At 71.2% G+C, this 25,292-nt stretch carries 21 protein-coding genes; 19 read left to right on the top strand and 2 right to left on the bottom strand.

Annotated features, from left to right (window positions below; translation table 11 throughout):
• Positions 1-13 precede the first annotated feature (13 nt).
• The 19 genes from ACWIGU_RS16260 (at position 14) to ACWIGU_RS16170 (ending at position 24,043) form a co-directional block, all read left to right on the top strand.
• Positions 14-2,209 (top strand): bi-domain-containing oxidoreductase, encoded by a 2,196-nt coding sequence (locus tag ACWIGU_RS16260; protein ID WP_454401342.1) that lies wholly within the window; start codon positions 14-16, stop codon positions 2,207-2,209.
• On the top strand, positions 2,206-4,191 hold the full coding sequence (locus tag ACWIGU_RS16255; RefSeq protein WP_454401340.1) for an alginate lyase family protein: 1,986 nt from the start codon (positions 2,206-2,208) through the stop codon (positions 4,189-4,191). The genes ACWIGU_RS16260 and ACWIGU_RS16255 overlap by 4 nt, the downstream gene beginning before the upstream one ends.
• A gap of 8 nt (positions 4,192-4,199) precedes the next feature.
• The gene (locus ACWIGU_RS16250; RefSeq protein WP_454401339.1) at positions 4,200-5,762 is read left to right on the top strand and encodes a right-handed parallel beta-helix repeat-containing protein; all 1,563 of its coding nucleotides are present in this window, start codon (positions 4,200-4,202) and stop codon (positions 5,760-5,762) included.
• A 1-nt stretch (position 5,763) separates the two neighbouring features.
• The gene (locus tag ACWIGU_RS16245; protein ID WP_454401337.1) at positions 5,764-7,068 is read left to right on the top strand and encodes an O-antigen ligase domain-containing protein; all 1,305 of its coding nucleotides are present in this window, start codon (positions 5,764-5,766) and stop codon (positions 7,066-7,068) included.
• Positions 7,069-7,070: 2 nt separating this feature from the next.
• Positions 7,071-8,312: a glycosyltransferase gene (locus ACWIGU_RS16240; RefSeq protein ID WP_454401335.1), complete on the top strand. Its 1,242-nt coding sequence runs from the start codon at positions 7,071-7,073 to the stop codon at positions 8,310-8,312.
• Entirely contained in the window at positions 8,309-9,544 is a 1,236-nt protein-coding gene (locus tag ACWIGU_RS16235) for a class I SAM-dependent methyltransferase (RefSeq protein ID WP_454401333.1), read from the top strand. Before ACWIGU_RS16240 ends, ACWIGU_RS16235 begins: the two co-directional genes overlap by 4 nt.
• Positions 9,541-10,356 carry a glycosyltransferase family protein gene (locus ACWIGU_RS16230; RefSeq protein WP_356282969.1) on the top strand — a complete coding sequence of 272 codons (816 nt, stop codon included), beginning with the start codon at positions 9,541-9,543 and terminating at the stop codon, positions 10,354-10,356. The genes ACWIGU_RS16235 and ACWIGU_RS16230 overlap by 4 nt, the downstream gene beginning before the upstream one ends.
• Positions 10,353-11,000: a PIG-L deacetylase family protein gene (locus ACWIGU_RS16225; RefSeq protein ID WP_454401331.1), complete on the top strand. Its 648-nt coding sequence runs from the start codon at positions 10,353-10,355 to the stop codon at positions 10,998-11,000. The genes ACWIGU_RS16230 and ACWIGU_RS16225 overlap by 4 nt, the downstream gene beginning before the upstream one ends.
• A gap of 3 nt (positions 11,001-11,003) precedes the next feature.
• Positions 11,004-12,029, top strand: a complete 1,026-nt coding sequence (locus tag ACWIGU_RS16220) for an NAD-dependent epimerase/dehydratase family protein (protein WP_454401329.1) — start codon at positions 11,004-11,006, stop codon at positions 12,027-12,029.
• A complete protein-coding gene (locus ACWIGU_RS16215; RefSeq protein ID WP_454401327.1) occupies positions 12,026-13,300 on the top strand; it encodes a DUF4910 domain-containing protein in 1,275 nt (424 codons plus the stop codon). Before ACWIGU_RS16220 ends, ACWIGU_RS16215 begins: the two co-directional genes overlap by 4 nt.
• Positions 13,301-13,305: 5 nt before the next feature.
• Positions 13,306-14,604: a hypothetical protein gene (locus ACWIGU_RS16210; RefSeq protein WP_454401325.1), complete on the top strand. Its 1,299-nt coding sequence runs from the start codon at positions 13,306-13,308 to the stop codon at positions 14,602-14,604.
• A complete protein-coding gene (locus ACWIGU_RS16205; RefSeq protein WP_454401323.1) occupies positions 14,601-15,548 on the top strand; it encodes a glycosyltransferase family 2 protein in 948 nt (315 codons plus the stop codon). Before ACWIGU_RS16210 ends, ACWIGU_RS16205 begins: the two co-directional genes overlap by 4 nt.
• Positions 15,545-16,822, top strand: a complete 1,278-nt coding sequence (locus ACWIGU_RS16200; RefSeq protein ID WP_454401321.1) for a polysaccharide pyruvyl transferase family protein — start codon at positions 15,545-15,547, stop codon at positions 16,820-16,822. The genes ACWIGU_RS16205 and ACWIGU_RS16200 overlap by 4 nt, the downstream gene beginning before the upstream one ends.
• Positions 16,819-17,370, top strand: coding sequence for a dTDP-4-dehydrorhamnose 3,5-epimerase family protein (locus ACWIGU_RS16195; protein WP_454401319.1), 552 nt, complete (start codon positions 16,819-16,821; stop codon positions 17,368-17,370). Before ACWIGU_RS16200 ends, ACWIGU_RS16195 begins: the two co-directional genes overlap by 4 nt.
• 7 nt (positions 17,371-17,377) lie before the next feature.
• Positions 17,378-18,703 (top strand): glutamate-1-semialdehyde 2,1-aminomutase, encoded by a 1,326-nt coding sequence (locus ACWIGU_RS16190; RefSeq protein WP_454401317.1) that lies wholly within the window; start codon positions 17,378-17,380, stop codon positions 18,701-18,703.
• Between the two features lie 573 nt (positions 18,704-19,276).
• Positions 19,277-19,552, top strand: coding sequence for a hypothetical protein (locus tag ACWIGU_RS16185; protein ID WP_454401315.1), 276 nt, complete (start codon positions 19,277-19,279; stop codon positions 19,550-19,552).
• A gap of 574 nt (positions 19,553-20,126) precedes the next feature.
• Positions 20,127-21,593, top strand: coding sequence for a sialidase family protein (locus ACWIGU_RS16180; RefSeq protein ID WP_454401313.1), 1,467 nt, complete (start codon positions 20,127-20,129; stop codon positions 21,591-21,593).
• A gap of 505 nt (positions 21,594-22,098) precedes the next feature.
• Positions 22,099-23,727 (top strand): hypothetical protein, encoded by a 1,629-nt coding sequence (locus ACWIGU_RS16175; protein ID WP_454401312.1) that lies wholly within the window; start codon positions 22,099-22,101, stop codon positions 23,725-23,727.
• A gap of 91 nt (positions 23,728-23,818) precedes the next feature.
• Positions 23,819-24,043, top strand: coding sequence for a hypothetical protein (locus ACWIGU_RS16170; protein WP_454401310.1), 225 nt, complete (start codon positions 23,819-23,821; stop codon positions 24,041-24,043).
• A gap of 18 nt (positions 24,044-24,061) precedes the next feature.
• On the opposite strand, the gene ACWIGU_RS16165 is transcribed toward ACWIGU_RS16170, so the two are convergent.
• Positions 24,062-24,298, bottom strand: a complete 237-nt coding sequence (locus tag ACWIGU_RS16165) for a hypothetical protein (RefSeq protein WP_454401308.1) — start codon at positions 24,296-24,298, stop codon at positions 24,062-24,064.
• A 276-nt stretch (positions 24,299-24,574) separates the two neighbouring features.
• Positions 24,575-25,252 carry an RNA 2',3'-cyclic phosphodiesterase gene (gene thpR / locus ACWIGU_RS16160; protein ID WP_454401306.1) on the bottom strand — a complete coding sequence of 226 codons (678 nt, stop codon included), beginning with the start codon at positions 25,250-25,252 and terminating at the stop codon, positions 24,575-24,577.
• Between the last annotated feature and the right edge of the window lie 40 nt (positions 25,253-25,292).

Raw genomic sequence — 25,292 nt, 5'->3', positions numbered from 1 at the left:
AAGGGGACTTCGGGTGAAGCAGGTAGTTCAGAACTACAAGAGTGGCGAGCTCGCGGTGCTCGACGTGCCAGTGCCGGGATGCAAGCCGGGCGGTGTGCTGGTCCGCACCGACTACTCCCTGATATCCACCGGGACCGAGCTCATGAAGGTGTCCGAGGCCGGCATGTCGATGCTGGGCAAGGCCCGCTCCCGTCCTGACCAGGTGGCCAAGGTCATGCAGAGCGTGGCCACCAACGGGGTGCCCGCCACGTACCGCAAGGTGATGGGCAAACTGGACTCCTACACGCCGCTGGGCTACTCCCTGTGCGGGGTGGTCGAGCAGGTCGGCCCTGGGATCGACGACGTGAAGGTCGGCGACCTCGTGGCCTGCGCCGGCAACGAGCACGCGCTGCATGCCGAGTTGAACTGGGTGCCGAAGAACCTCTACGCCCCGGTGCCGGACGGCCTCGCGCCGCGGCACGCGGCCTTCGGCACCGTCGGGTCGATCGCGATGCAGGGCGTCCGCCGCGGCGAACCCCAACTCGGCGACGTGGCCCTCGTCATCGGGCTCGGACTGATCGGGCAGCTGGTGGTGCAGCTCCTTGCCGCCTCCGGCGCCCGCGTCGTCGGCGTCGACCCCGACCCGGCGCGCTGCGAGCTCGCCGAACGCCTCGGCGCCGCGGCCTGCGGCGATCCCGAGTCCGCGGCCGTGGAGGCCGCCGTCGCCGAACTCACCGACGGCCACGGCGTGGACCAGGTGTATCTGGCCGCCGGCGGCGGCAGCAACCAGCCCGTAGAGCTGGCCGCCCGGCTCTGCCGGGACCGCGGCCGGGTCGTCGACATCGGCAAGTGCCGCCTGGACCTGCCGTGGAACGCGTACTACGAGAAAGAGCTCGACGTCCGTTTCTCGCGCAGCTACGGCCCCGGGCGCTACGACCCGGAGTACGAGCTCGAAGGGCGGGACTACCCGGTCGGCTACGTGCGCTGGACCGAGCGCCGGAACCTGGCGTGCTTCCTCGATCTCCTCGCCCGCGGCAGCGTCGACGTGGCGCCCTTGGTCTCCCACATCGCAGACTTCGACGACGCCGTCGAGACGTACCAGCGTTTGAAGGACGGCGACCTCAAGGCCGTGGCCGTGCTGTTCCGCTACCCCGGCCGCCCCGACCAGGCCGCGGAAGCGGAGGCCCCGGCGGTGGCCGTGCCCGCGGTGCGACGCGGCGGCGGAGCGTTCACCCCGGCCCGGGCCGCCAAGGCGCCGGTGCGCGTCGCGTTCGTCGGCGCGGGCAACTACGCGACGTCGATGCTGCTGCCGCACCTGGCACAGCGCGACGGCGTCGAGTTGTCCACGGTCGTCACCACGACGGCGCTGTCCGCCGCCAACGCGAAGCGGAAGTTCGGCTTCGCCGAGGCGACCACCGACCTCGACGCCGTGCTCGGCGACAAGTCCGTCGACGCGGTGTTCGTGGTCACCCGGCACAGCTCGCACGCCGAACTGACCCGCAGGGCGCTGCTTGCCGGCAAGGCGGTGTTCGTGGAGAAGCCCCTGGCCCTCACCCAGGACGAGCTGGCCGGGGTGCTCGCGGCGGTGGAGGAGTCGGGCAACGACCGGCTGCAAGTGGGCTTCAACCGCCGGTTCGCGCCCCTGCTGCAGGAGGCCAGGAAGCGGTTCGGCACCCGCACCGGTCCGGGGAGCCTGCGCTACCTGGTCAACGCGGGCCGCCTCGGACACGGCAGCTGGTACCTCCAACAGGGCACCGAGGGCTCGCGGTTCGCCGGCGAGGGCGGACACTTCATCGACACGGCGAGCTGGCTGCTCGAGGCCGACCCGGTCTCGGTGTACGCGGTCGCCGCGTCAGGCAACGAGGACCTGCAGGTCGTGCTGCGCTACCCGGACGGGTCCACCGCCACCATCAGCTACGTCACCACCGGCGCGGCCGGATTCCCCAAGGAGACGCTGGACCTGGTCGCGGACGGCAAGGTGCTGCGGCTCGACGACTTCGTACGCGCCGCTGTATACGATGGCCGCCCTAAGAAGTGGGTCAGTTCGCGGCTGCCCAAGGCCCGGGACAAGGGCCAGAACGCCGAACTGGCCGCGTTCATCAAGGCCGTGCGGACCGGCGGGCCGATGCCGGTGCCGCTGGAGTCGCTGGTCGCCACCACGTCGGCCACCCTCGCCGTGCAGGCAGGCCTGGCCGGCGGCGCGCCGGTGACGCTGGCGAGGGCGCGATGACGGTGAGCTCGGGGAGTGCGGGCTGGTACCTGCGGCGGCTGTCCCGGATGGGACCGCGGGAGGTCGGCGGCCGGGTGGGCGACGCGGTGCGCAGGCGGCGGTGGCGGTCGGCGCGGCCCGACTGCCCGACCGTGACCGGCGCCCGGTTCACCGCGGCGCTGCCCGCCGGGACGATCGCAGCGATACCCCCGGACGCCGCGAAACGTCTCATCGCCGAGGCGGATCGGCTGATGTACGGGCACGTCGAGTATTTCGGGGTGGTCCGCGACGACCTGGACGACCCGGACTGGTGGTACGACCCGAAGACGGGGCGCCGGGCTCCCTGGGGCTACGCCTTCGACGTGCCGTACCGGAGCGAGGACGCGGTCGGGGACATCAAGCAGATCTGGGAGCTGTCCCGGCATCAGTACCTCACCGTGCTCGCCGCCGCCTACGCGATCACCGGGAACGAGCGGTACGCCGAGCGAGTCGCCGAGCACCTGCGGTCGTGGTGGAAGGCCAACCCACCGCTGCGCGGCGTGCACTGGATCAGCGGCATCGAGCTGGGGATCCGGCTCCTTTCCTGGGTGTGGATACGCCGGCTGCTCGACGGCTGGCCGGGCGCGGCCGAGCTGTTCGAGGGCAACCCGGTGGCGCTGCACCAGATCTGGCACCACCAGCGCTGGCTGGCCGCCTTCCCCAGCCGGGGGTCCTCGGCGAACAACCACGTCATCGCCGAGGCCGGCGGGCAGTTGGCCGCAGCCTGCGCGTTCGGGTGGTTCCCCTCCTCGGCGCGCTGGCGAGCCGGTGCGCTGCGGTCCCTTGAGCGGCATCTGCGCGGCAACACCTTCGGCTCCGGACTCAACCGCGAGCTGGCCACCGAGTATCACGGACTTGTCCTTGAGCTCGGCCTGGCCGCGGTGGCCGAGGCGGATGCCGCAGGCGTGCCGGTCCCCGCGTCGGTCCGGCTGGTACTGCTGCGGATGACCGACGCGCTCGCGGCCGTCGTGGACAACCGGCTGCGTCCGCCCCGCCAGGGGGACGCGGACGACGGGCACGGTCTGGTCGTGGACGGAGCGGGCACCGACCGCTGGGCCTCGCTCCTTGCCACCGGGGACGCCGTGTTCGGCCGGCTGGACTGGTGGCCGGCGGTGACCGGGACCGATGTGCGCACCCCGCTCCTCGCCGCGCTCATCCGGCCGTACTCGAAAAACGAAGCGGCACCGGCCGTGACCCGCCCGGCAAGCAGACCGGCCCACTTCGCCGACGCGGGCATGACCATCCTGCGCGGTCCGGAAGAGATCTGGTGCCGCTGCGACGGCGGTCCGCACGGGTTCCTGTCCATCGCCGCGCACGCCCACGCGGACGCGCTGTCCGTGGAGGTCCGGCACGACGGGGTCGACGTGCTCGCCGACCCGGGAACGTTCTGCTACCACGGGCAACCCGAGTGGCGGCAGTACTTCCGGTCGACCCTCGGCCACAACACCCTGCAACTGGACGGCAGTGACCAGTCCGTCTCCGGCGGCCCGTTCCTGTGGACCCGGCATGCCCACACCCGCGTCCTGGCCACGGACACATCGGGCGGCTGCGACGGGGGGACGGCCCGCTGGTGCGCCGAACACGACGGCTACCAGCGCTCCGTGCACCGCCGCCGGGTCGAACTGACCGCCACGAGCAAGGAGTTGCGGGTGGTCGACGAGGTGCGCGGCCCGCGCCGGGACGTGCGTCTGGCGTTCCACCTCGGCCCGGCGATCGCCGCGGACCTGGAGGGCAACCGGGCACAGCTCACCTGGACCCGGGACGGCGAGGACCGCTCCGCCGTGCTCGACCTGCCCGGGCAGCTGAGCTGGCGGGCGCATCGCGCAGAGACCGACCCGCCGCTGGGCTGGTACTCCGCCGGCTTCGGCCGCAAGGAACCCGCCACAACACTGGTCGGCACCGGCTTCGCCGACGGCACCGCGCTGTCGGGGGAGTTCACCACTGTGCTCAGGTTCCGCGGCTAGGGGGGCGCGTGGGGAACAGAAGGCGGCACTGGGCGCTGGCGGCGGCACCGCTGGCGCTGGCCCTGCTGGCGGCGACCGGCTGCGACAACACGCCGGGCGCCCGGGCCGACACGCCGGGCGCCCGGGGAAACACGGCGCACACCCGGGCCATCCCGACCGCCGCGCCGGCCACGCCCGTGGCCCGGGTGTGCGCCAAGCCCGCGGCCGGTCCGGCGAAGGCGCCGGCGGGCGCGGTGACGGTCGACCCCACGGTGGTCGGTGACCTGGCGGCGAAGACCAAGAGCAGCCCCCCGAACACCACGTTCTGGCTTCGACCGGGCAAGCACAGGCTCGACCCGGACCGCTTCGCGCAGGTCATCCCCAAGGAGGGGAACCGCTACCTCGGTGCGCCGGGCGCGGTGCTCGACGGCGGGAAGAAGAACCAGTACGCGTTCGGCGGCACCGCCCGCAACGTCACCATCCGCTATCTGACCGTGCAACGTTTCGTTGCGCCGCAGGACGAGGGCGTGGTCAACCATGACTCGGCCGACGGGTGGGCGATCGAGCACGCGACGATCCAGCACAACTCCGGTGCCGGACTGATGGCCGGCGCCCGCCAGGAGGTCCGCGCCAACTGCCTGCGCGAAAACGGTCAGTACGGAATGAACGCCTACAAGGCCACCGGCCGTATCAGCGGCCTGGTGGTCGAGGGCAACGAGATCGTGGGCAACAACACCGGCGACTGGGAGCGGCGGCGTAAGGGCTGCGGCTGCACCGGAGGCATCAAGTTCTGGGCCGTCAACGGCGCCGACGTACGCGGCAACTGGGTGCACGACAACCGCGGAACCGGTTTGTGGGCGGACACCAACAACAACGACTTCCGCATCGAGAAGAACGTGCTCGAGAACAACGACGGTGCCGCGCTGATCTACGAGACCAGCTACAACGCGGTCATCCGGAACAACACGATCCGGCGGAACAACTGGGTCGAGGGCCGCAGAGAAGCCGACAGCGGTGACAACTTCCCTTACGCGACCGTCTACTTGTCCGAGTCGGGCGGCGAACCACGGATCAAGGCCCGCACCGACAAGATCGAGGTCGACCGGAACATGCTGGAGAACAACTGGTCGGGGATCACCCTGTGGGAGAACGCCGACCGGTTCTGCAACAGCCCGGCCAACACCTCGTCCGGTGACTGCACCTTGCTGGTGAAGGACACCGACCGCTGCGCGAAGCCGGCGATCGCCACCGCACCGCTCTACGCCGACTGCCGGTGGAAGACCCAGCGGGTGGACATCCACGACAACCGCTTCGTGCTCGACACGTCTGTCGTCAAGTGCACGGTGAAGTGCGACCGGATGGCGGTGCTCGCCAACTACGGCACCTATCCGGACTGGTCGCCCTACCAGGGCGAGCGGGTGGCCGAGGCGATCACCCATGAGCAACACAACCGCTGGCACGACAACGTCTACCTCGGGCCGTGGAAATTCGTCGCCCAGGACCAGAGCCGGGTGCTCGACTTCGGGCAGTGGCAGGGCACGCCGTACCAGCAGGACGCGGGCAGCACCCTCGACTCACGGGCAGGTGGTTGAGATGGGTGAGGCCTTGCGGAGCGGCGGGCTGCCGGGCGGACCGGTCACGGCGGGCACGCAGACCGGCGCGGAATCGCGCCCTGCCGGCACAGCGAAGATCGTCGGGATCGTCTGGGGGCTGCTGGTCCTCAACACGCTCGGCTCCGCCGGGGCGGAGACCATCATCCCGCTGCCCCGTTCCCTCATCCAGATGGTCACCATGGGCGCGCTCGTCGCCGCGTTCGCGCTGGCGCTCGCGGTCAATCTCCGCCTGCGCATCCGAGCCGGCGCCTTCGCGTTCCTGCTCACCCTGCTCCTCGTGCCCAGCGTGATCTCCAGCGCGAACCTGGAGTCCGGGTTCGGCGCCCTGTTCCGCTGCGCCAGGCTGGCTCTCTTCATCGGCACGCTGTGGCTGCTCAGCCGCTGGTGGGACGGCGGACTGACGTTCGTCCGGCACCACATCCGGATGTACTTCGCGGTGCTCGGGTCGGTGGCGGCCGGCCTGGTCATCTCACCGGGCGCGGCCCTGCCCGATCTCTACGGCGGACGCCTTGTCGGCGCGTTGTGGCCGCTCACCCCGCCACAGATCGGACAGTACGCCGCGGTGATCATCGGGCTCACCGTGCTGCTCGTACTGGGGCGCCGGACCGACAGGGCGAGCGCGGCGGTGATCATCGTGCCGTCACTCGTCCTGCTCGCGCTGACCCACACCCGGACGGCCACGCTCGGCCTGTTCGTCGGCCTTGTGCTGGCGATCGGCTCACTCGTCCTGACCAGCGCCGCCGCCCGCCGGTTCTTCACCTGGGCAGTGCTGTGCGCCGCCGTGGCCGCGGTGGGGTTCGGCTCCGCGCTGCACGCGTGGTTCCTGCGCGGACAGAGCCAGGAGAACTTCGCCAGCCTCACGGGTCGGGCCAAGGTCTGGGATGCCCTGCTGGCAGCGCCCCGGACGACCTCGGAGCAGCTGTTCGGCATGGGCCTGGGCGACAAGTCGTTCGGCGGGCTGCCGATCGACAACAGCTGGCTGGCCGTCTACCAGGAGCAGGGTCTGACCGGCGTCATCCTGGTGGCGGCGATCATCATCGTCCTCGGCGGCGTCGCGTTGCTGCGGCCACCGTCGCTGTCGAGGGCCTGCGCGATCTTCCTGATCAGCTACTGCGCGATCGCGTCGTACACCGAGGCAGGCCTTGGCGACGCCTCGCCGTATCTGCTGCATCTGGCCGTGGCCGCCTCGCTGCTGGCGACGCCTGCCGCGGCCACGCCCCTCCCGATGCCCGCGGCCCCTCGACGGCACATCCCGCGATGGGCCCGGAGATCGGAGATGACCTGAGCATGCACGTCCTCGTAGTGCACAACCGCTACGCGTCGGCGCAGCCGAGCGGGGAGAACAAGGTCGTCGACCAGGAGGTGGAGCTGCTGCGCGCGGCCGGCCACCGGGTCGAGGTGTTGGAGCGGCGCAGCGACACCATCGCCGCGCGGTCCCTGCCGGGCAAGGTCGCGGTGCCGCTCCTCGTGCCGTGGAACCCCGCGGTCCGCGCGGAACTCGCCGCCCGGCTGCGCACCGAGCGGCCGGACGTGGTCCACATCCACAACGTCTTCCCGCTCCTGTCGCCCGCGGTCCTTGCCGCCTGCGCCGACGCCGGCGTCCCCGCCGTCGCCACGCTGCACAACTACAGCCAGGTCTGCCCGCCCGGCACGCTGCAGCGGGACGGCCGGCCGTGCACCGAGTGCGTCGGGTCGACGCCGCTGCCCGCCGTCCGGCACGGCTGCTACCGCAACTCCCGCCTTGCGACGGTGCCGCTCGCGGTCAGCCTGTCGGTCAACCGGCGGCGGTGGTGGTCCGGCGTGGAGCGGTTCTTCTGCATCTCCGCGGCGCAGCGCGACGTCCTGGTGCGGGCCGGCATGCCACCCGAGCGGCTGGCGGTGAAGCACAACTTCGTGCCGGAGCCGGGCACTTGCCGAACGGGCACGGGAGAGCACGTGCTCTATCTCGGCCGCCTCGCGGAGGCCAAGGGCGTGCGGCTGCTCATGGCCGCGTGGGACCGGATCGCCGCGGACGGGGGTGTGGGCGTACCGCTCGTGATCGCCGGCACGGGACCGCTGGAGCGCGAGGTCACCGCCTGGGCGGCGGGCCGGGACGACGTCCGGTACGTCGGCCTGTACGACACCGCCCAGTGCCGGGAGGCCATCGCGCGGTCGGTCGCCGTGGTGGCCCCCTCGACGTGGCTGGAGGCGTTCGGCCTGGTGGTCGTGGAGGCGATGGCGGCCGGGGTCCCGACCGTCGCCGCCGGTCACGGCGCCTTCGTCGAACTCGTCGAGGACGGGGTGACCGGGCTGCTCCACCCGCCGGGCGACCTTGCCTCGCTCGCGGACTGCGTGCGCCGGATCACGGCCGGGACGGCCCGCAACCAGGAGATGGGCCAGGCGGCCCGGCGCCGTTACGAGCTGGGGTTCAGCCCGGCCGTCGGCCTCGAGCGCCTGGTGGAGGAGTACCGCACCGCGATCGCGGGTCGGTCAGCACTGGCTCGCGGTGGGGGCACCCGCGCGAGCAGGGGGGATGGGGGCAGTAAATGACACGATGCCGACTGTGCGGCTCGGCGGCGATGGGGAGCGTCGTCGATCTGGGGGCGACCCCGCCGTGTGAGAGCTTTCTCGCCGCGGACCAACTGGACAAGCCGGAGCCGGCGTACCCGCTGCACCTGCGGGTCTGCACCGACTGCTGGCTCGCGCAGATCCCGCCGCTGATCACGCCGGAGGAGACGTTCAGCGAGTACGCGTACTTCTCCTCCTTCTCGACCTCCTGGGTGGAGCACGCGCGCAAGTTCACCGCCGACGCCGTACGGCGCCTTGCTCTCGGCGCCGACGCCTTCGTGGTCGAGGTCGCGAGCAACGACGGCTACCTGCTCCAGCACATGGTGGACCGGGGGATCCGCTGCCTGGGCATCGAGCCGTCGGTGAACGTCGGCGCCGCGGCGCGGGACGCGGGTGTGCCCACGCTCACGGAGTTCCTGGACCCGGCCACCGGCTCGGCCGTCCGCGCCGAGCACGGCCCGGCCGACCTGGTCGTGGCCAACAACGTGTACGCGCACATCCCCGACGTGGTCGGGTTCACCCAGGGGCTGCGCGCCCTGGTCGCCGACGACGGCTGGGTCTCCATCGAGGTGCAGCACCTGCTGACCCTGATCGAGGAGAACCAGTACGACACGATCTACCACGAGCACTTCCAGTACTACACGGTCGCGTCCGCGATCCGGGCCCTCGCGAGCGGCGGACTCGTGCTCGTGGACGTCGAGTTGCTGCCCACACATGGCGGCTCGATCCGGCTGTGGGCCCGGCCGGCAGAGGTGGCGGGGGAGCCGTCCCAGCGGGTGTCCGACGTGCTGGCCCGGGAGAAGGCCGCCGGGCTGCAGGAGCTCGCCGGGTACGCGGAGTTCGCCGCCCGGGTGGCCAAGGTGCGCCGTGACCTTCTCACGTTCCTCATCGAGGCGGCCGAGCAGGGCAGGACGGTCGTCGGCTACGGCGCCCCCGGCAAGGGCAACACCCTGCTCAACCACTGCGGCATCCGGCCCGACCTGCTCCCGTACACGGTCGACCGCAACCCCTACAAGCACGGCAGGTTCACCCCGGGCACCCGCATCCCGATCCTGCCGCCCGAGCAGATAGCCGCGGACAAGCCCGACTACGTCCTCGTCCTCCCGTGGAACCTGCGGGACGAGCTGGTCGGGCAGCTGTCCTTCATCCACGACTGGGGCGGCCGGCTTGTCTTCCCCATACCGGAACTGAGCATTGTCGAGGTCAAGGCATGAAGGTCGTACTGTTCTGCGGCGGTTACGGGATGCGGATGCGCAGCGGAGCCGGCGTCTACGACGAAGCGCCCAAGCCGATGGCGATGGTCGGCCCGCGACCGCTGATCTGGCACGTCATGCGCTACTACGCGCACTTCGGCCACACGGAGTTCATCCTGTGTCTCGGGTACGGGGCGCACCACATCAAGGACTTCTTCCTCAACTACGAGGAGACGACGTCCAACGACTTCGTGCTGCGGGGCGGGCGGACCGAACTCCTTTCCACCGACATCGCCGACTGGACGATCACCTTCGCGCAGACCGGCATCGAGTCGCCGATCGGGGAGCGGCTGCGCCGGGTGCGGCACCACCTGGACGGCGACGAGATGTTCCTCGCCAACTACGCCGACGTGCTGACCGATGCCCCGCTGCCGGAGATGATCGACCGGTTCGCCCGGCGCGACGCCGGTGCGTCGATGATGGTGGTGCCGCCGCAGTCCTCGTTCCACTGCGTGGACCTGGGCGAGGACGGCCTGGTGGGGGGCATCACCGCGGTGAGCGACATGCCGCTGTGGGAGAACGGCGGCTACTTCGTGCTCCGCCAGGAGGTCTTCGACCACATACCGGAGAACGGGGACCTGGTCGCCGACGGATGTGCCCAGCTGGCCAAGCAGGGCCGCCTTGTGGCACATCAGCACCGCGGCTTCTGGAAGCCGACCGACACCGTGAAGGAGCGGGCCGCGCTCGACGACGCGTACGCCCGGGGCGACCGCCCGTGGGCCGTGTGGGAACGGGACGGCGCGGGGACGGACGCCGCGGTGAGGACCGCGTGATCCGGCTCGGGGCCGGGCCCCTGGACCGGATCGTCGCGGTGGGCGCGCACTGCGACGACATCGCCATCGGCGCGGGCGGCACGCTGCTGACGCTGTGCCTCGCGCGTCCGGGTCTCCGTGTCGACGCACTGGTGCTCTCCGGCGGTGGCAGCGAGCGCGAGCAGGAGGAGCAGGCCGCGCTCGCCGCCTTCTGCCCGGGCGCCGAACTGCGGCTGACCGTGCACAAGTTGCCCGACGGCCGACTGCCCGTGCACTGGGACGAGGCCAAGGCCGCGGTCGAGGAACTGCGCGCGCAGAGCGACCCGGATCTGATCCTGGCCCCGCGCACCGACGACGCGCACCAGGACCACCGCGGCCTGGCGCAGCTGATACCCACCGCGTTCCGCGACCACCTCGTGCTCGGCTACGAGATCGTCAAATGGGACGGCGATCTCGGCCGTCCGGCGGCGTACCAGCCGCTGTCGCCGGAGATCGCCGAACAGAAGGTGCGGCTGCTGCAGGAGCACTACCCCTCGCAGCGGCACCGGCCCTGGTACGACCGGGAGGCCTTCCTCGGCCTCGCCCGGATCCGCGGCATCGAATGCCACGAGCGATACGCCGAAGCGTTCGCCGTCACCAAACTCACGCTCAACCTGGGGGACTGAACTTTGCGCGTACTGCTGACCGGACACCAGGGCTACCTGGGAACCGTCATGGCCCCGGTCCTCGCCGCCGCCGGACACGAGGTCGTCGGCCTCGACGCCGGCCTGTTCGCGGACTGCGTCCTCGGCGAGACACCCGCGGACCCGCAGGGGCACCGGGTGGACCTGCGCGACGTCACGGCCGAACACGTGGCAGGCGTCGACGCCGTCATCCACTTGGCCGCGCTGTCCAACGACCCGCTGGGATCGCTGGCTCCGGACCTCACCTACGACATCAATCACCACGCGTCCGTACGCCTCGCCCGGCTGGCCCGCGACGCCGGAGTGCGGCGCTTCCTGTACGCGTCCACCTGCTCTGTCTACGGCGCCGCGGGCGGAGACGACCTGGTGGCCGAGGACGCCCCGCTGCGCCCGGTGACGCCCTACGCGGAGTCCAAGGTGCGGGTCGAGGACGACCTGCACGCGCTCGCCGACGGCGACTTCACCCCGGTGTTCATGCGCAACGCCACCGCCTTCGGCTACTCACCCCGGCTGCGCGCGGACATCGTGCTGAACAACCTGGTGGGCCACGCGCTCCTGTCCGGCGAGGTGTTGGTGCTCTCCGACGGCACCCCCTGGCGCCCGCTGGTGCACGCCGCCGACATCGCACGGGCCTTCACGGCCGCGCTCACCGCACCCCAAGAGGCCGTGCACGACCGGGCGTTCAACATCGGCAGCGAGACCAACAACGTCACGGTCGCCGAGATCGCCGAGCAGGTCGCCGAGGCGGTGCCCGGCGCGAAGGTGAGGATCACCGGGGAGAACGGCGCCGATCCGCGGTCGTACCGAGTGGACTTCTCGCGGTTCCGCGCCGCGATCCCGGGCTTCGACTGCGAGTGGACGGTGAAGCGGGGCGCGCTCGAACTCGCCGACGTCTACCGGAAGTTCGGGCTGACCCGGGAGGACTTCGAGCGACGCTTCACCCGCCTTGCCGTGCTGCGTGCGGCATCCGAAGCCGGCGCTGTCGACGACACCCTGCGGTGGCGCCGATGACAGCGGTCGGCGAAGAGATGCACGCACTGGTGGAGCGGCTGTACCCGCTCTGCCGGAGCATCACCGGCGACGGTGTGCGTGCCACCCTGGACATCGTCGGCGAGTACGTCCCGCTCCAGGTGCACGAGGTGCCGACCGGGACGCACGTGCTCGACTGGACGGTGCCGCAGGAGTGGAACATCCGGGACGCGTACATCGCCGACACCGCCGGAAACCGGGTCGTCGACTTCGCCGCGTCCAGCCTGCACGTGCTCGGCTACAGCGTGCCGGTGTCGGCGACCATGCCGCTGGCCGAGCTGCGGAACCACCTGCACACCCTGCCGGACCACCCGACCTGGGTGCCGTACCGCACCAGTTACTACCAGCCGACATGGGGATTCTGCCTGGCCCAGGAGACCTTGGACGCGCTGCCGGACGGCGAGTACGAGGTGCGCATCGACTCGACGCTCGCGGACGGCCACCTCACCTACGCCGAGCACGTGATCCCCGGACAGGTCCCCGACGAGGTGATCGTCTCCTGCCACGTGTGCCACCCGTCGCTGGCCAACGACAACCTCGCCGGTATCGCGGTGGCGACGTACCTGGCCCGCGCCCTTGCACAGGAGACGCCGTACTACACGTACCGGTTCATCTACGCGCCCGGCACCATCGGGGCGATCACGTGGCTGGCCCGCAACGCGGAGCGGATCGAGCGGGTCAGGCACGGGCTCGTGCTGGCCTGCGCCGGTGACTCGGGCCGACTGACGTACAAGCAGAGCAGGCGCGGCGACGCGGAGATCGACCGGGTGATGCGGCACGTCCTTGCCGCCTCCGAACGCCCGCACCACGTCACCGAGTTCACTCCGTACGGCTACGACGAGCGGCAGTTCTGCTCGCCCGGGTTCAACCTCGGCGTCGGCTCGCTCAGCCGGACCCCGTACGCCGGGTACCCCGAGTACCACACCTCGGCGGACAACCCGGACTTCGTCTCCCCGGAGGCGATGGCGGACACCCTCGCCGTCTGCCGGGAGGCGTTCGGCGTCCTCGACCGCAACCGGCGGTACGTCAACCTCAGCCCTTACGGCGAACCACAGCTGGGCCGACGCGGGTTGTACGACGCGCTCGGCGGCCGCAGCGACACCAAGCAGGCCCAGATGGCCATGCTCTGGGTGCTGAACCTGTCCGACGGCGAGCACAGTCTGCTGGACGTCGCCGAGCGGGCCGGGCTGCCGTTCAGCTCCGTCGCCGTCGCGGCCGACGCCCTGGGCGCCGCCGGGCTGATCAAGGCATGACGCCGATGACCACCGAGGGGGAGAATCCGCCGGCAACGGCGCCGCCGGGCGGATCCGCCCGGCGGGCCCTCGTCGGCCGGCTGTCCTGGGGACTGGCGGACCAGGCTGCCTCCAGCCTGAGCAACTTCGTCGTAGGGATCTACGTGGCCCGCTCCCTCGGGGTGACCGCCTTCGGCGTGTTCAGCCTGGCCTGGGTGACCTACGGCGTGGTGCTCAACGTCTCCCGCGGCCTTGCCACCGACCCGCTCGTGGTGCGCTTCAGCGGCGTGTCGGACGCCTCCTGGCGCGGGGCGGTGGCCCGGTCGTCGGGTACCGCGCTCGGCGTCGGTGCCGCCATCGGCGTGGCGTGTCTGGTGGTCGGGCTCGGTCTCGGCGGCAGCGTGGGGCCCGCCTTCGCCTGTCTCGGCGTCCTGCTGCCCGGGCTGCTTCTGCAGGACGCCTGGCGGTTCTCGTTCTTCGCCGCCGGTACCGGGCGGAAGGCGTTCGTCAACGACCTCGTCTGGGGCGTCGCACTCGTCCCGGCCCTGGTCGTGGCGGCCCACGTGGGCACCGTGGCCGCCTTCGTGCTCGCCTGGGGCGCGTCCGCCACGGTGGCTGCGGGGTACGGCTGCCTCCAGTCCGGTATCCGGCCCCGGTTGACCGGAGCACGCGGGTGGCTCCGCGAGCAGCGCGATCTCGGCTACCGGTACCTGGTCGAGAACGTCAGCCTCAGCGGCGCGAGCCAGCTGCGGGCGTACGGGCTCGGCGCGATCGTCGGAGTCGGCGCGGTGGGTGCGGTCCGGGGCGCCGAGCTCCTGCTCGGCCCGTTCCTCGCCGTGCTGATGGGCCTTTCGCTGGTCACCGTCCCGGAGGCGGCACGGGTGCTGCGGCGGGCCCCGCAGCGCCTCGGCCACTTCTGCCTCCTCCTTGGCGGCGGGCAGGCCGCCGCCGCGCTGCTCTGGGGCGGGGCGCTGCTGCTGATGCCCGACCGGCTCGGCGAGCTCGTGCTCGGCGGCGTCTGGCCGTCCGCCGCGGAGCTCATCGTGCCGGTCACGCTCAGCGTCGCGGGCGCCGGCCTCGGCACCGGCGCGGCGGCGGGGCTGCGCGCGCTCGGCGCGGCCCGGCGCAGCCTGCGCAGCCAGTTGTTCGCCTCCGCCTGTTACGTCGGCTGCGGGCTCGGCGGGGCGGCCGCCGACGGCACGGTCGGCTCGGCCTGGGGCGTCGCCGCAGCGACCGTCAGCGGCTCGGCCGTGTGGTGGCTGCACCTGCGGTCCGCTCTGCGCGAGCGTCACCACAACCCCATCCCCGAAGTGAGGACTTCATGACCTCCCACCCCAGGCTGAGCATCGGCCTGCCCGTGTACAACGGCGAGGAGTACCTGGCCGAGTCGCTCGACGCCCTGCTCGGCCAGACCTACGAGGACTTCGAGCTGGTCATCTCCGACAACGACTCGACCGACGCGACCGAGGACATCTGCCGCCGGTACGCCGCGCTGGACCCGCGCATCCGCTACCTCCGGCTGCCCCGGAACATCGGCGCCACACCGAACCACAACCGTGTGTTCGCCGAGTGCCGCGGCGAGCTGTTCAAGTGGGCCTCGCACGACGACCTGTACGGCCGGGACCTGTTGCGGCGCTGTGTGGAGGCGCTGGACGAGCGGCCGGACGTGATCCTCGCGCACAGCGGCCAGGCGGTCATCGACGGCGACGGTCAGGTGAAGGTCCCGTACGAATACGGGCTCGCCACCGACTCGCCGCACCCGCCGGAACGCTTCCGCAGTCTGCTGTTCGAGCCCGGTGGCGACGACTTCTACGGGGTGATGCGGGCCGACGTGCTGCGCCGGGTGAAGCCGCTCGACAGCTACCACCACGCGGACCGCACCTTCGTCGCCGAGATCACCCTGCACGGGCCCTTCCACCAGGTGCCGGAACTGCTGTACTTCCGCCGCGACCACCCCACCCGCGCCGAGCGGGCGAACCCGTCCAAGCGCGCCCGGTGCGTCAACCTGGACCCGCGCCGGGCAGGCCCGCTGCACCCCACGCCCCGGCTGCTCGCCGAATACATGTGGGGTTTCGTCTCGGCGATCCGGCGGGCGCCGCTGTCCCCGGCGGACCGGCGCGCGTGCTACAGCCACCTGGCCGCATGGATGACCAGCCGGGTCCGGCCCGGCGCCGGCGAGCGGGTCGAGGACCGCGCGCCGGTCGACCCGAGCGGGCTCACTGTCTCCGTCGACGCCCTCGTCGCCGGCCGTGAGGGGAGGCAGGCATGACGCGGGAGAACGAAACCCCGGTGCGCGTCGGGGTGTTCGGCCTGCTCGGCTCCGGCAACCTCGGCAACGACGGATCGCTCGAGGCCGTGCTCGGCTACCTCCGCGCCGAGCACCCGGAGGCGGTCGTGGACGCGCTGTGCGGCGGACCCGAGGCCGTCGCGGCCCGGTACGGGATCCCCGCGACGCGGCTGCACTGGTACCGCGGCGAGTACCGGACCGCTTCGCGGGCGGGCGCGATCGCGGCGAAGGGACTGGGCAAACTCGTCGACGCCGTTCGCACCGCCGCCTGGGTGCGCCGGCACGACGCGGTGATCGTGCCGGGCATGGGCGTCCTGGAGGCCACGCTGCCGCTGCGGCCGTGGGGCTTCCCGTACGCGCTGTTCCTGCTCTGCGCGTCCGGCCGGCTGTTCGGCACCCGGGTCGCTCTGGTCGGCGTCGGCGCCGCCCCGATCGGCAACCGGCCCACCCGGGCCCTCGTGCGCTGGTCGGCGCGGCTGGCCGCGTACCGGTCGTACCGGGACACCCTGTCCCGCGACGCGATGCGGGCGATGGGCGTGGACACCACCCGCGACGAGGTCTACCCGGACCTCACCTTCTCCCTGCCGACGCTGCGGGAATGGGGTATCCCCTGCTCGGAGCTTGTCGGAGAGCTTGGGGAAGCGCCCTCGGGTCCGCCGGGCCCGGTCGGCGTCGGCGTCATGGCCTTCCACGGCGGCAACGACGACCGTGCCCGGGCCGGGGAGATCCACCGGCGCTACCTCGACGGGACGATCGGGTTCGTCCGCGCGCTGGTCGAGGACGGCAGGCCGGTCCGGCTGCTGAGCGGCGACGAGGTCGACACACCGGTGGTCGCCGCGATCCTCGACGCGGTGGACTCGCCGCTGGTCACCGCTGCCGAGGCGGCCTCGCTGGCCGACCTGATGAAGGAGATGGCGGCGGTCGACACCGTGGTGGCGACCCGCTACCACAACCTCATCTGCGCGCTGAGGGTCGGCACGCCGACGCTCGCCCTCACCTATGCGGCGAAGAGCGACGCGCTCATGGACCGGATGGGCCTCGGCGCGTACTGCCACCCGGCCCGCGAGGTCGACGCGGACCGGCTGCTCGAGCAGTTCCGGGCGCTGGAGCAGCGCTCGGCTCAGCTGCGGCGGATCCTCACCGAGCGGAACCTGGTCGCCGGTCGGCAACTTGAGTACCAGTTCAGCGCCTTGACCTCGGCCCTGTTCCCGGCGGCCGGCCACGTCCACACCCACGCCAAGCGGGAGGCCCCATGAAAGCGACCGAAGTCCCTGCGATCGACGGCGCGTACCTGTTCGAGCCGACCCCGTACGCAGACGAACGCGGCTTCTTCTGCCGCACCTTCGACGCCGAGGTGGTCCGCTCGGTGGGCCTCGACCCGGACGCCTTCGTCCAGGACAGCGTGTCCCGCTCGGTCCGGGGCGTGCTGCGCGGCCTGCACCTGCGCTCCGGCGCAGGCGAGGCCAAGCTGGTGCGGTGCTCGTACGGGAGCATCTTCGACGTCGTCGTGGACCTGCGGCCCGACTCGCCGACCTACCTGGGCCGGGCCTTCTTCGAACTGTCCGGCGAGACACAGGCGACCCTGTACATCCCGGCGGGGTGCGCGCACGGCTTCCAGGCGCTGACCGAGACCGCCGACACCTCGTACCGGATCGACCGTCCGCACGATCCGGCCGAGGACGTGACGATCGCCTTCGACGACCCGGAGCTCGCCATCCCCTGGCCGCTGCCGGCCATATCGATGTCCCGGCGGGACCGGGAGGCGCCGGGACTCGCCGAGGCACTGAAGCGAAAGGAGACGTGAAGTCAGCGTGGACGCCGAAGAGTTCCTCCTGCCCCGGTCACAGCTGGCGAACGAGCGGCTGCACGCCATGATCCCCGGGGGCGCGCACACCTACGCCAAGGGCGACGACCAGTACCCCGAGAACCTGGCCCCGGTCATCAGCCACGGCAGCGGTGCCCACGTGTGGGACGTCGACGACAACCGCTACATCGAGTACGGGTCCGGCCTGCGGTCGGTCAGCCTCGGCCACGCCCACCCGCGCGTGCTCGAGGCGGTGCGGCGCGAACTCGACCGCGGCAGCAACTTCGTGCGGCCGTCCATCGTGGAGGTCGAGGCGGCGGAACGCTTCCTGGCCACGGTGCCGACCGCCGACATGGTCAAGTTCGCGAAGAACGGCTCCGACGTCACCACCGCCGCGGTGCGCCTCGCCCGCGCCGTCACCGGGCGCACGCGGGTGGCCATCTGCGGCGACCATCCGTTCTTCTCCGTCGACGACTGGTTCATCGGCACATCATCGATGTCCGCCGGTGTGCCGGCGGCGACCACCGAACTCACCGTGGCATTTCCCTACGGGGACCTGGTCGCCACGGAGGAGCTGCTGACCCGGTACCAGGACGAGGTCGCCTGCCTGATCCTCGAACCCGCCGGCCACACCGAGCCGCCTCCCGGGTACCTCGAGGGCCTGCGCGCGCTGGCCGACCGGCACGGGTGCGTACTGATCTTCGACGAGATGATCACCGGCCTGCGCTGGTCCGAGGCGGGCGCCCAGGGTCTGTACGGCGTTGTTCCCGACCTCTCCACGTTCGGCAAGGCGCTGGGCAACGGGTTCGCCGTCTCCGCGCTGGCCGGGCGCCGCGATCTGATGGAGCGGGGCGGCCTTCGTCACTCGAGCGAGCGGGTGTTCCTGCTGTCCACCACGCACGGTGCGGAAACGCACTCGCTGGCCGCCGCGACGGCCGTGCTCAGCACGTACGTCGAGGAGGGCATCACCGCACAACTGCACGCCCTCGGCGAGCGGTTGGCCGCCGGTGTTGGCGAGGCCGCATCGAGCACGGGCGTCGGCGACCACCTCGTCGTCCGGGGCCGGGCCAGCAACCTGGTCTTCGCCACCCTCGACGAGAACGGGCAGCCGTCGCAGCAGTACCGCACCTTGTTCCTGCGCCAACTCCTCGCGGGCGGAGTGCTTGCCCCGTCGTTCGTGGTGAGCAGCGCGCTCGGCGAAGCCGACATCGACCGCACCGTCGACGTGGTGGCCCAGGCGTGTGCGGTATACCGGAAGGCACTGGACGCCGCCGACCCCACCCCCTGGATGGCGGGGCGGCCGGTGAAGCCCGTATTCCGCCGCTTGTCGTGACGGGACGGGACGTGACGTAATGTCAGCGACGCGCTCGCCGACCGGCGGTGGCTGTCCGATCGCCCAGCCGGTCGGCCGGCCACGCGGTCGCCGGCCGACCTGTCACACGTCCGCCGCGTCCGGTCGACCCGCGGTGGCGACCTTCTTGTCCACCATGCGCAGCGTCGGGCGTTGCGGGATCACGTCGCCGTCCTGCCCGCGCCCCACGACGGAGGGGCGTTGCTTCCGGGCGACTCCGGTGACCGTAGGTCCTACCGCGCTTCGCGCAGGCGCAGTTACTCAGCGCGACCGCCCCCGGGTGCCCAGGACGGGCGGCGGAGAGGATGCGACGCTGGAGTGAGGGGCCCGCGAGTGGAGGTCCGAGTGCGTCTCATGCGGTCCGTGGCCATCTCCTTCGGCCTGTTGACCATGTCCCGGTGCGGCTCAATGGCCGCAACGCAGAACCGTACGGTCAGTCTCTGAGCCTGCCGGCTACGGGCACCACTCACCGAGCGTCGCCAGGCGGCGCTACCGCGTGGATCCGGCCCGCCGGGACCGCGACCGCGCGACCGACCCGGAAGGCAGGTGCGTCCCATGCGCACGTCGACCCGTATCACCGGTGTCCTCACCGGCCTGACCCTCACCCTCGGCGGTGCGGTCCTCGCCGCCCCCGCGGTCCGGGCGGACATCCCCGCCTGCACACAGATGGCCGAACTGGCCGGCGCCACCGATTCCGGCGCTGTCACAGCGGCCTGCAGCCGTGGCGTGGTCGGAGACCTGCAGAGTTGTGTGACCGGACTGACCGGGGCCGGAGTGGCGGGCGGCGCCGCGACCGGTGCCTGCCGGGCCGCAGCCCACGAACCGCGTTGAAGGACCGCGCGGCCGCCGACCGCCGGTACCGATCGGAGACAGGACCCTTTTCCCGGGAGATGTCCTGGGGAAGGCGCAGCAGAACGAACAGTCCCGCCGGCCCCGGGCCTGGATGTGCCGACGGTGATGAAGTCTTCCTTCTGGCGCGGGCGATGAGCGCGCCGCTGTCCGCGTTGCGGCCTTTGCGGACGCCCTGACTCATCCCCACCGTGGAAGAGGTCCAGCAGGTCATTTCGCTCTGCCATCCCGTCCGGGCCAAGGCCGACCCCGCCGACATCGCCAACCGCCAAGCGGCCCAAGGCCGCCCACTGCCCTCTCCCGAGCTCTACGAGACGGCGCCGTAACAGCGTGACCAAGGAGCCGACCGGCACGTGCACCGCCGGTCGGCTCCGTCGTGCCCTGGATGACCTCGGGGAGGACTCCGCCGTTCGGCGCATCAAGGGCACCGGCTGCAACGCCGAAAAGGATCAAGCGGAGTCGCCCCACCCCCGCGTTCCGGTACGCCTCCGCGCCCCAGGCCGCCCCGATGGCGGCGGTCCCGTACCCCGGCCGCGAGGCCCGGAGGAGATCCCGCATGCGCGTCTTCCTGCCCCTGACCGCCGTCACCACCGCCGCGCTACTGCTTGTCACCGGCGCGACTACCGCCGCAGCAGACCCGAACCCCGACGGCACAGCACTGGTCAAGGTGTCCCACGGCGACCCGTACGCGCACTGCACCATCGGCGCGAGGTCTCCCGACAGCATCGTCTACCCGGCCACCGAGGTCGAGCCGTACCTGTCCGTCGATCCGCGCGACCCCAAGCGCGTGGTCACCGTGTTCCAGCAGGACCGCTGGAACGACGGCGGGGCCCGTGGCCTGGTGGCCGGCTGGACCACGGACGGCCACACCTTCCACCGGAGCACGCTGCCGTTCAGCCTGTGCGCCCCCGGCGGCGCGGACTTCGAACGGGCCACCGACCCCTGGGTGAGCACCGGACCGGACGGCATCGTCTACGCCGGCGGAGAGGGCGTCGACTTCACGAGGAGCACGCGCAGTGCCCTCCTGGCCGCCACGTCCCGTGACGGCGGCCGCACCTGGCGGAACCTCACCACCACGCACGTCGACAAGGAGCCGTTCTTCAACGACAAGCCCTCACTCACCGCCGACCCCATCCGCAAGGGCACCGCCTACCAGGTCTGGAACCGCCTCGACAACGACCCGCTCGGCCCCAGCTCCCTCGACGGTCCCGGCTACATCTCCCTCACCCGCGACGGCGGCCGGACCTGGAGCGAGGCCCGGCGGTTCGTCGACACCAGCACCGTGCCCAACACGCAGACCATCGGCCATCTGATCGTCGTAGACCGGCGCACCGGCACCCTGTACGACTTCTTCGACCAGATCACCTACGCCGACGACCTGAGCACCGTCGTCGAAGCCCACTACGCGGTGGTCACCTCGACCGACGCCGGGAAGACCTGGAGCGCCCCGGTCACCGTGGCCCGGGACACCGCCGTACCGGAGGTCGACCCGAACGACCCCACCAAGCTGCTGCGCGCCGCGTCCACCCTGCCCAGCCCGGCCGTCGACCCCAAGACCGGCACGCTGTACATGGCCTACGAGGCCTCGGACTTCTCCGGTGGAAAGTTCAACTCCGTGCAGCTCGTGCGGTCCACCGACCACGGACGCACCTGGGGGACCCCGGAGCTGATCAGCCCCAAGGGTGTACCGGCCTTCTCCCCGTCGATCGCGGTCGACGCGCGGGGCACAGTCGCGCTCACCTACTACGACCTGCGCTTCCTCAAGCCCGGCGACACCACCACCCTGCCCACCGCCTACCAACTGGCCACGTTGCCGCACGGAAACCCGAAGCTCCGGACGGAACGACGGATCTCGCGGGTCTTCGACTGGCTGCAGGCGCCGTTCGCCGGGGGCTACTTCCTCGGCGACTACCAGGGCCTGGTGGCAGACGGCAAGGGAGTACGGGCGGTGCTCACCGAGACCAACTCCCGCGCACCACACAACCGTACGGACGTGTACACCAGCAGTCTCCGCACCCGCTGACCGACGCGGACGCCGCCGGCCGGGCCGACCGCCGACGGCTGCAGGCAGACTGCTGCTGTCGGCGATCCCCTCGATTCTCGCTTCGAGCGAGTCGGGCCAAACGCGCCTGCCGGGCCAAGGCCCAGGGCAGGCGCCTTTTCTCGCGCTTCCAGAAGAAGCCGAGACGCCTCGGTGAGTACGAGACGAGGAGGCTCTTCGTCTCCTTGCGGTACAGGGCCTCTTTGGCGCCTGACCTGCGGTAACGGGCGATATCGCTTGATGGGAAGTCCAGTTGGTCCACGCCTGGTCCGGATCTCGGCTGGATTGCCTGTCCGCCGAGGACCAGATGGGCTGACGGCTCCATGGGGAGCAGGCCGGCCCGGCAGGCCCGGCCGAGGACATCGCCGGGGATGACGAGAATGTCGCGGGAGGGGCAGGCGGTCATCTCCTCCAAGGTCCTGCTCATAGGGGACAGTGGCAGCGACTGGACCGCTCACCAGGGATCGTCGGCCGATACGCTCCTGCGATGCGTCTGATACCCGACGACCCGTTCCCGGAGGTCGGCCACCCTTTCACGACCGACGTGAGTGCGGACGGCCGCTGGATCGCCGTCAGTTGTTACGCGAGCGGACGCGGCGACGGTGGCCGGATCGCGGTCTACCAGACGAGCGATCTCGCTTTGTGGGACCAGATTGTGCTGGAGCAAGGCATCGAGGGGCTCGCCTTCCATCCGGCCTTGCCCGTGCTCGCCGTGGGGACGGAGGAGGGCGACGAGTTCGAACTGCGGGGAGGGTTGCACCTGTACGAGCCGGAGACACGGCGCCGCACTGACGTGGCCGTCGCCGGGGCAGGTGTCAGCGCCCTGCGCTGGCGGGATGCGTGCCGCCTGGAGGTGACGTTCGCTCGGCCGGTTGTCGACTACGAAGACCTGGGCCGGGTGACGTACACGCGGTCTGTCGTCGAGCGCCCCGATTGGCAGGACGTTACTGCCGACGTGCTCGCCGCGCTGGTCTCCTGGCCGCAGGTGCCGGTGGAGGTCGACTGGAGCGGCATCAAGGGACCGGACATCGACCAACCTCAGCGGTACCTTGCCGGCGTCGCCGCCGAGCGGGGCCGCGCCTGGGCCCGGCGGCCGGGGGTGGCCGTCGTGGAGGTGCTCCGGGACGGCCGGATTCTTGCTGCGGCGCAGAGCGGGCTCCTCCTGGAGTGCTGGTCGCCGGACGGTACCCCGCAGTGGTCGGTGCCGGTGCCTGACAGCCAGCGGCAACGCAACGGCTGTCGGGTGTACGTCACCCCGGACGAGGAGAGCGCGTGGATCACCGTCCTGGTGGGCGACAGCAGCGACCGGCGCACACTGCTGTGCCGGTTCGCCCTCACCGACGGTGCTCAACTCGCCGAGAGCCGCCTCGACTTTCCGGTTGCCATCGCTGCGCGCACGGATGGTGCCTGGGTGGCCAGGGACTCACGGGAGCTGTTTCCCGGGCCGCGCTGGCCGCCGTACGACAGCGTCGTGCTCACGCCGTCCGGGCGACAGCTGGCCACCCTGGCGTTGGGGGAGAGTGACAGTTCCTACGACTTCACCGTGCGACGTTCGCCCCATCTGCTTTTCCTCTACGGCGTCGGCGGCGGGGAGGTAAGGACGGAACTGTTGGAGAAGTGGGTCGTGCGGGCCGACCCCAACGGGGTCGAGAAGTTGTTCCCGCTCGCCTGGCACGAGGCACTCGGCCCTCACCTGCGCGGCGGTCCCGCCGTATACGTCGACGACGACGCCGGACAGGGGCTTGTCCACACGTGCACGGCGCGCGACGGCACCTACCTCGTACGTCGCGCTTACCCGGACGGTGCTGTGGCCTGGGTCCACCGTTTCGACGCGCGGGTGACCGGGGTCGACGTGCACGGCGGTCTCGTCCACGCCGTGACCGGAGCCGGGGCCTGCGAGCTGCTCACGCTGCGAGCAGAGGAAGGCACGGTGGTACGGCGGAGGACGCTCACCCTCAGCGGGCACCTCTACACACCGACTTGCATGAGCGCAGGACCGGACGGGGACCTGGTGATCGGCACGGTGGAGGGGCGGCTGATCAGGACGCGTGCAGACGGGGGAGCTCTCCCTGCGCCCGAAGTTCCGGTCGAGTGGGACGCCAGAACCTGTCCGTGAACTCTTGATCAGGAAGCCTTGGGCGTGGGCGGGCTGTTTCCCGGCTGCCCACGGTCCGGGAACCCGTCCGGTCCGGGGCAGAAGGCTCCGTGTGCGCTCACGCGGATGGCGGAGTTCTCCGCCGAGCGAGCTGCTCAAGCAGCGCAGAGCGGCAGGAGTCGTGGAGGCACGGCATCCGAGCCGGGAGGACCTCGAGGAGCGGTGGGACGTCGAGGAGCGGTGGGACGTCGAGCGTCGGCAGGACGACCTCGGCGACGACGGGAAAGAGCCTTTCGTCGGCGGCTGCGTGAGCGCGCCGGAGGGCATCACACCGTAGTAGTGACTGGGCCGAGCCCTAGGTGGTGACGCCGGCGATCACGAAGCTGAACAGCAGGGCCAGGGGCAAGAAGATCAAGCCCGCCGAGAACAGCCAGCCCATTCCGGCGGACACCTTCACCCCGATCAGAATGCAGAACGGCGTCATGAGTGCCAGGTACAACATGTACGCCGCCAAGACGACGTAGCCAGCGCCCGAGGCCACAGCTTCCCCCAACTGTCCCTGCCTCGACGCATGCAAGAGCTTCGAGGTCATCCGTACGCAGATATTTGAACACGTTCAAATCACCTTGGCAAGAGATGTCGGTCCAAGCCCATGCTCTTGATCTGCGGCGCGGGGCCCTGTGCGGCGGGGATCCTGAGTAGAAGAGACCAGTTATGACGGTCGTCGTCGAACTGTTCCGGCTGTTCCGGCGAGATCCATTGCGTCGTTGCCAGAGTGCGCGGCTGCTTGCCCGGGCCGTGCATCGGCAACCAGAGGGGCATGCGATGGCCCGACCCGTTGACTGGCGGGGTGACCGTCTGACCGGGTTCAGGGCGCGTGGGGCCGAGCCGGCATCATCGCGGGACCCGAACCGTCCTGGCGCTCATGCGCAGCAGCCTGTGGCGGTTTCGGATCGGGACGCCTTTGACCAGTGACGAGGGTCCATGCGTCCATGTCCTGATAGCGCCGCGGGCCTGGGTGGCCTCTTACCGTGCTGCCGACCAGGTGGAGGCGTTCGGTCTGCCAAGGGCGTCCGGTGAAGCCGTCGAGGCAGGCGGCCGCCGCTTTTAGTGACGCGTTGTCGTAGCGGCGAGCGCGGGCCAGCGTGAGGTGGGGGCGCAGCGGACGTTCGGCGAAGGCGACGTCGCAGTCCCTTACCCGTGCCCGTACTGCTTCGGCCAGCTCGTGCAGTCCGTCGAGATCGCCCTCGATGCCGCTCCACAGCACTCGTTCGTCGAAGTGTCCGCCACCGAGCAGTGCCAGTTCGAGAGAGGGGCGGGCAGCCGCCAGGTCGGCGAGGGGTGAACGAAGCCGCTGGACGGCCTGCACCGGCAGCTCGCCCAGGAAGGCCAGGGTGATGTGCCAGTCCTCGATGCGGTTCCAGCGCAGGTCAGGATAGACGGCGTAGGCCGGGCTCAGCGCGTGCGCCAGCTCGTTCTTCGCATCGTCGGGTGGTGCGAGGGCGATGAACGCGTGCTGGGTGGCGGTCTGCGGCGTTTGGGTCACGGATGCCTTCTTACCTCATGGGTCCGCGGGGCCGAAGCCT

It is taken from the genome of Streptomyces sp. NPDC055400 (assembly GCF_053644375.1).
The sequence above is the reverse complement of the archived record's forward strand: the minus strand, read 5'-3'. Positions and strand labels throughout refer to the sequence as shown.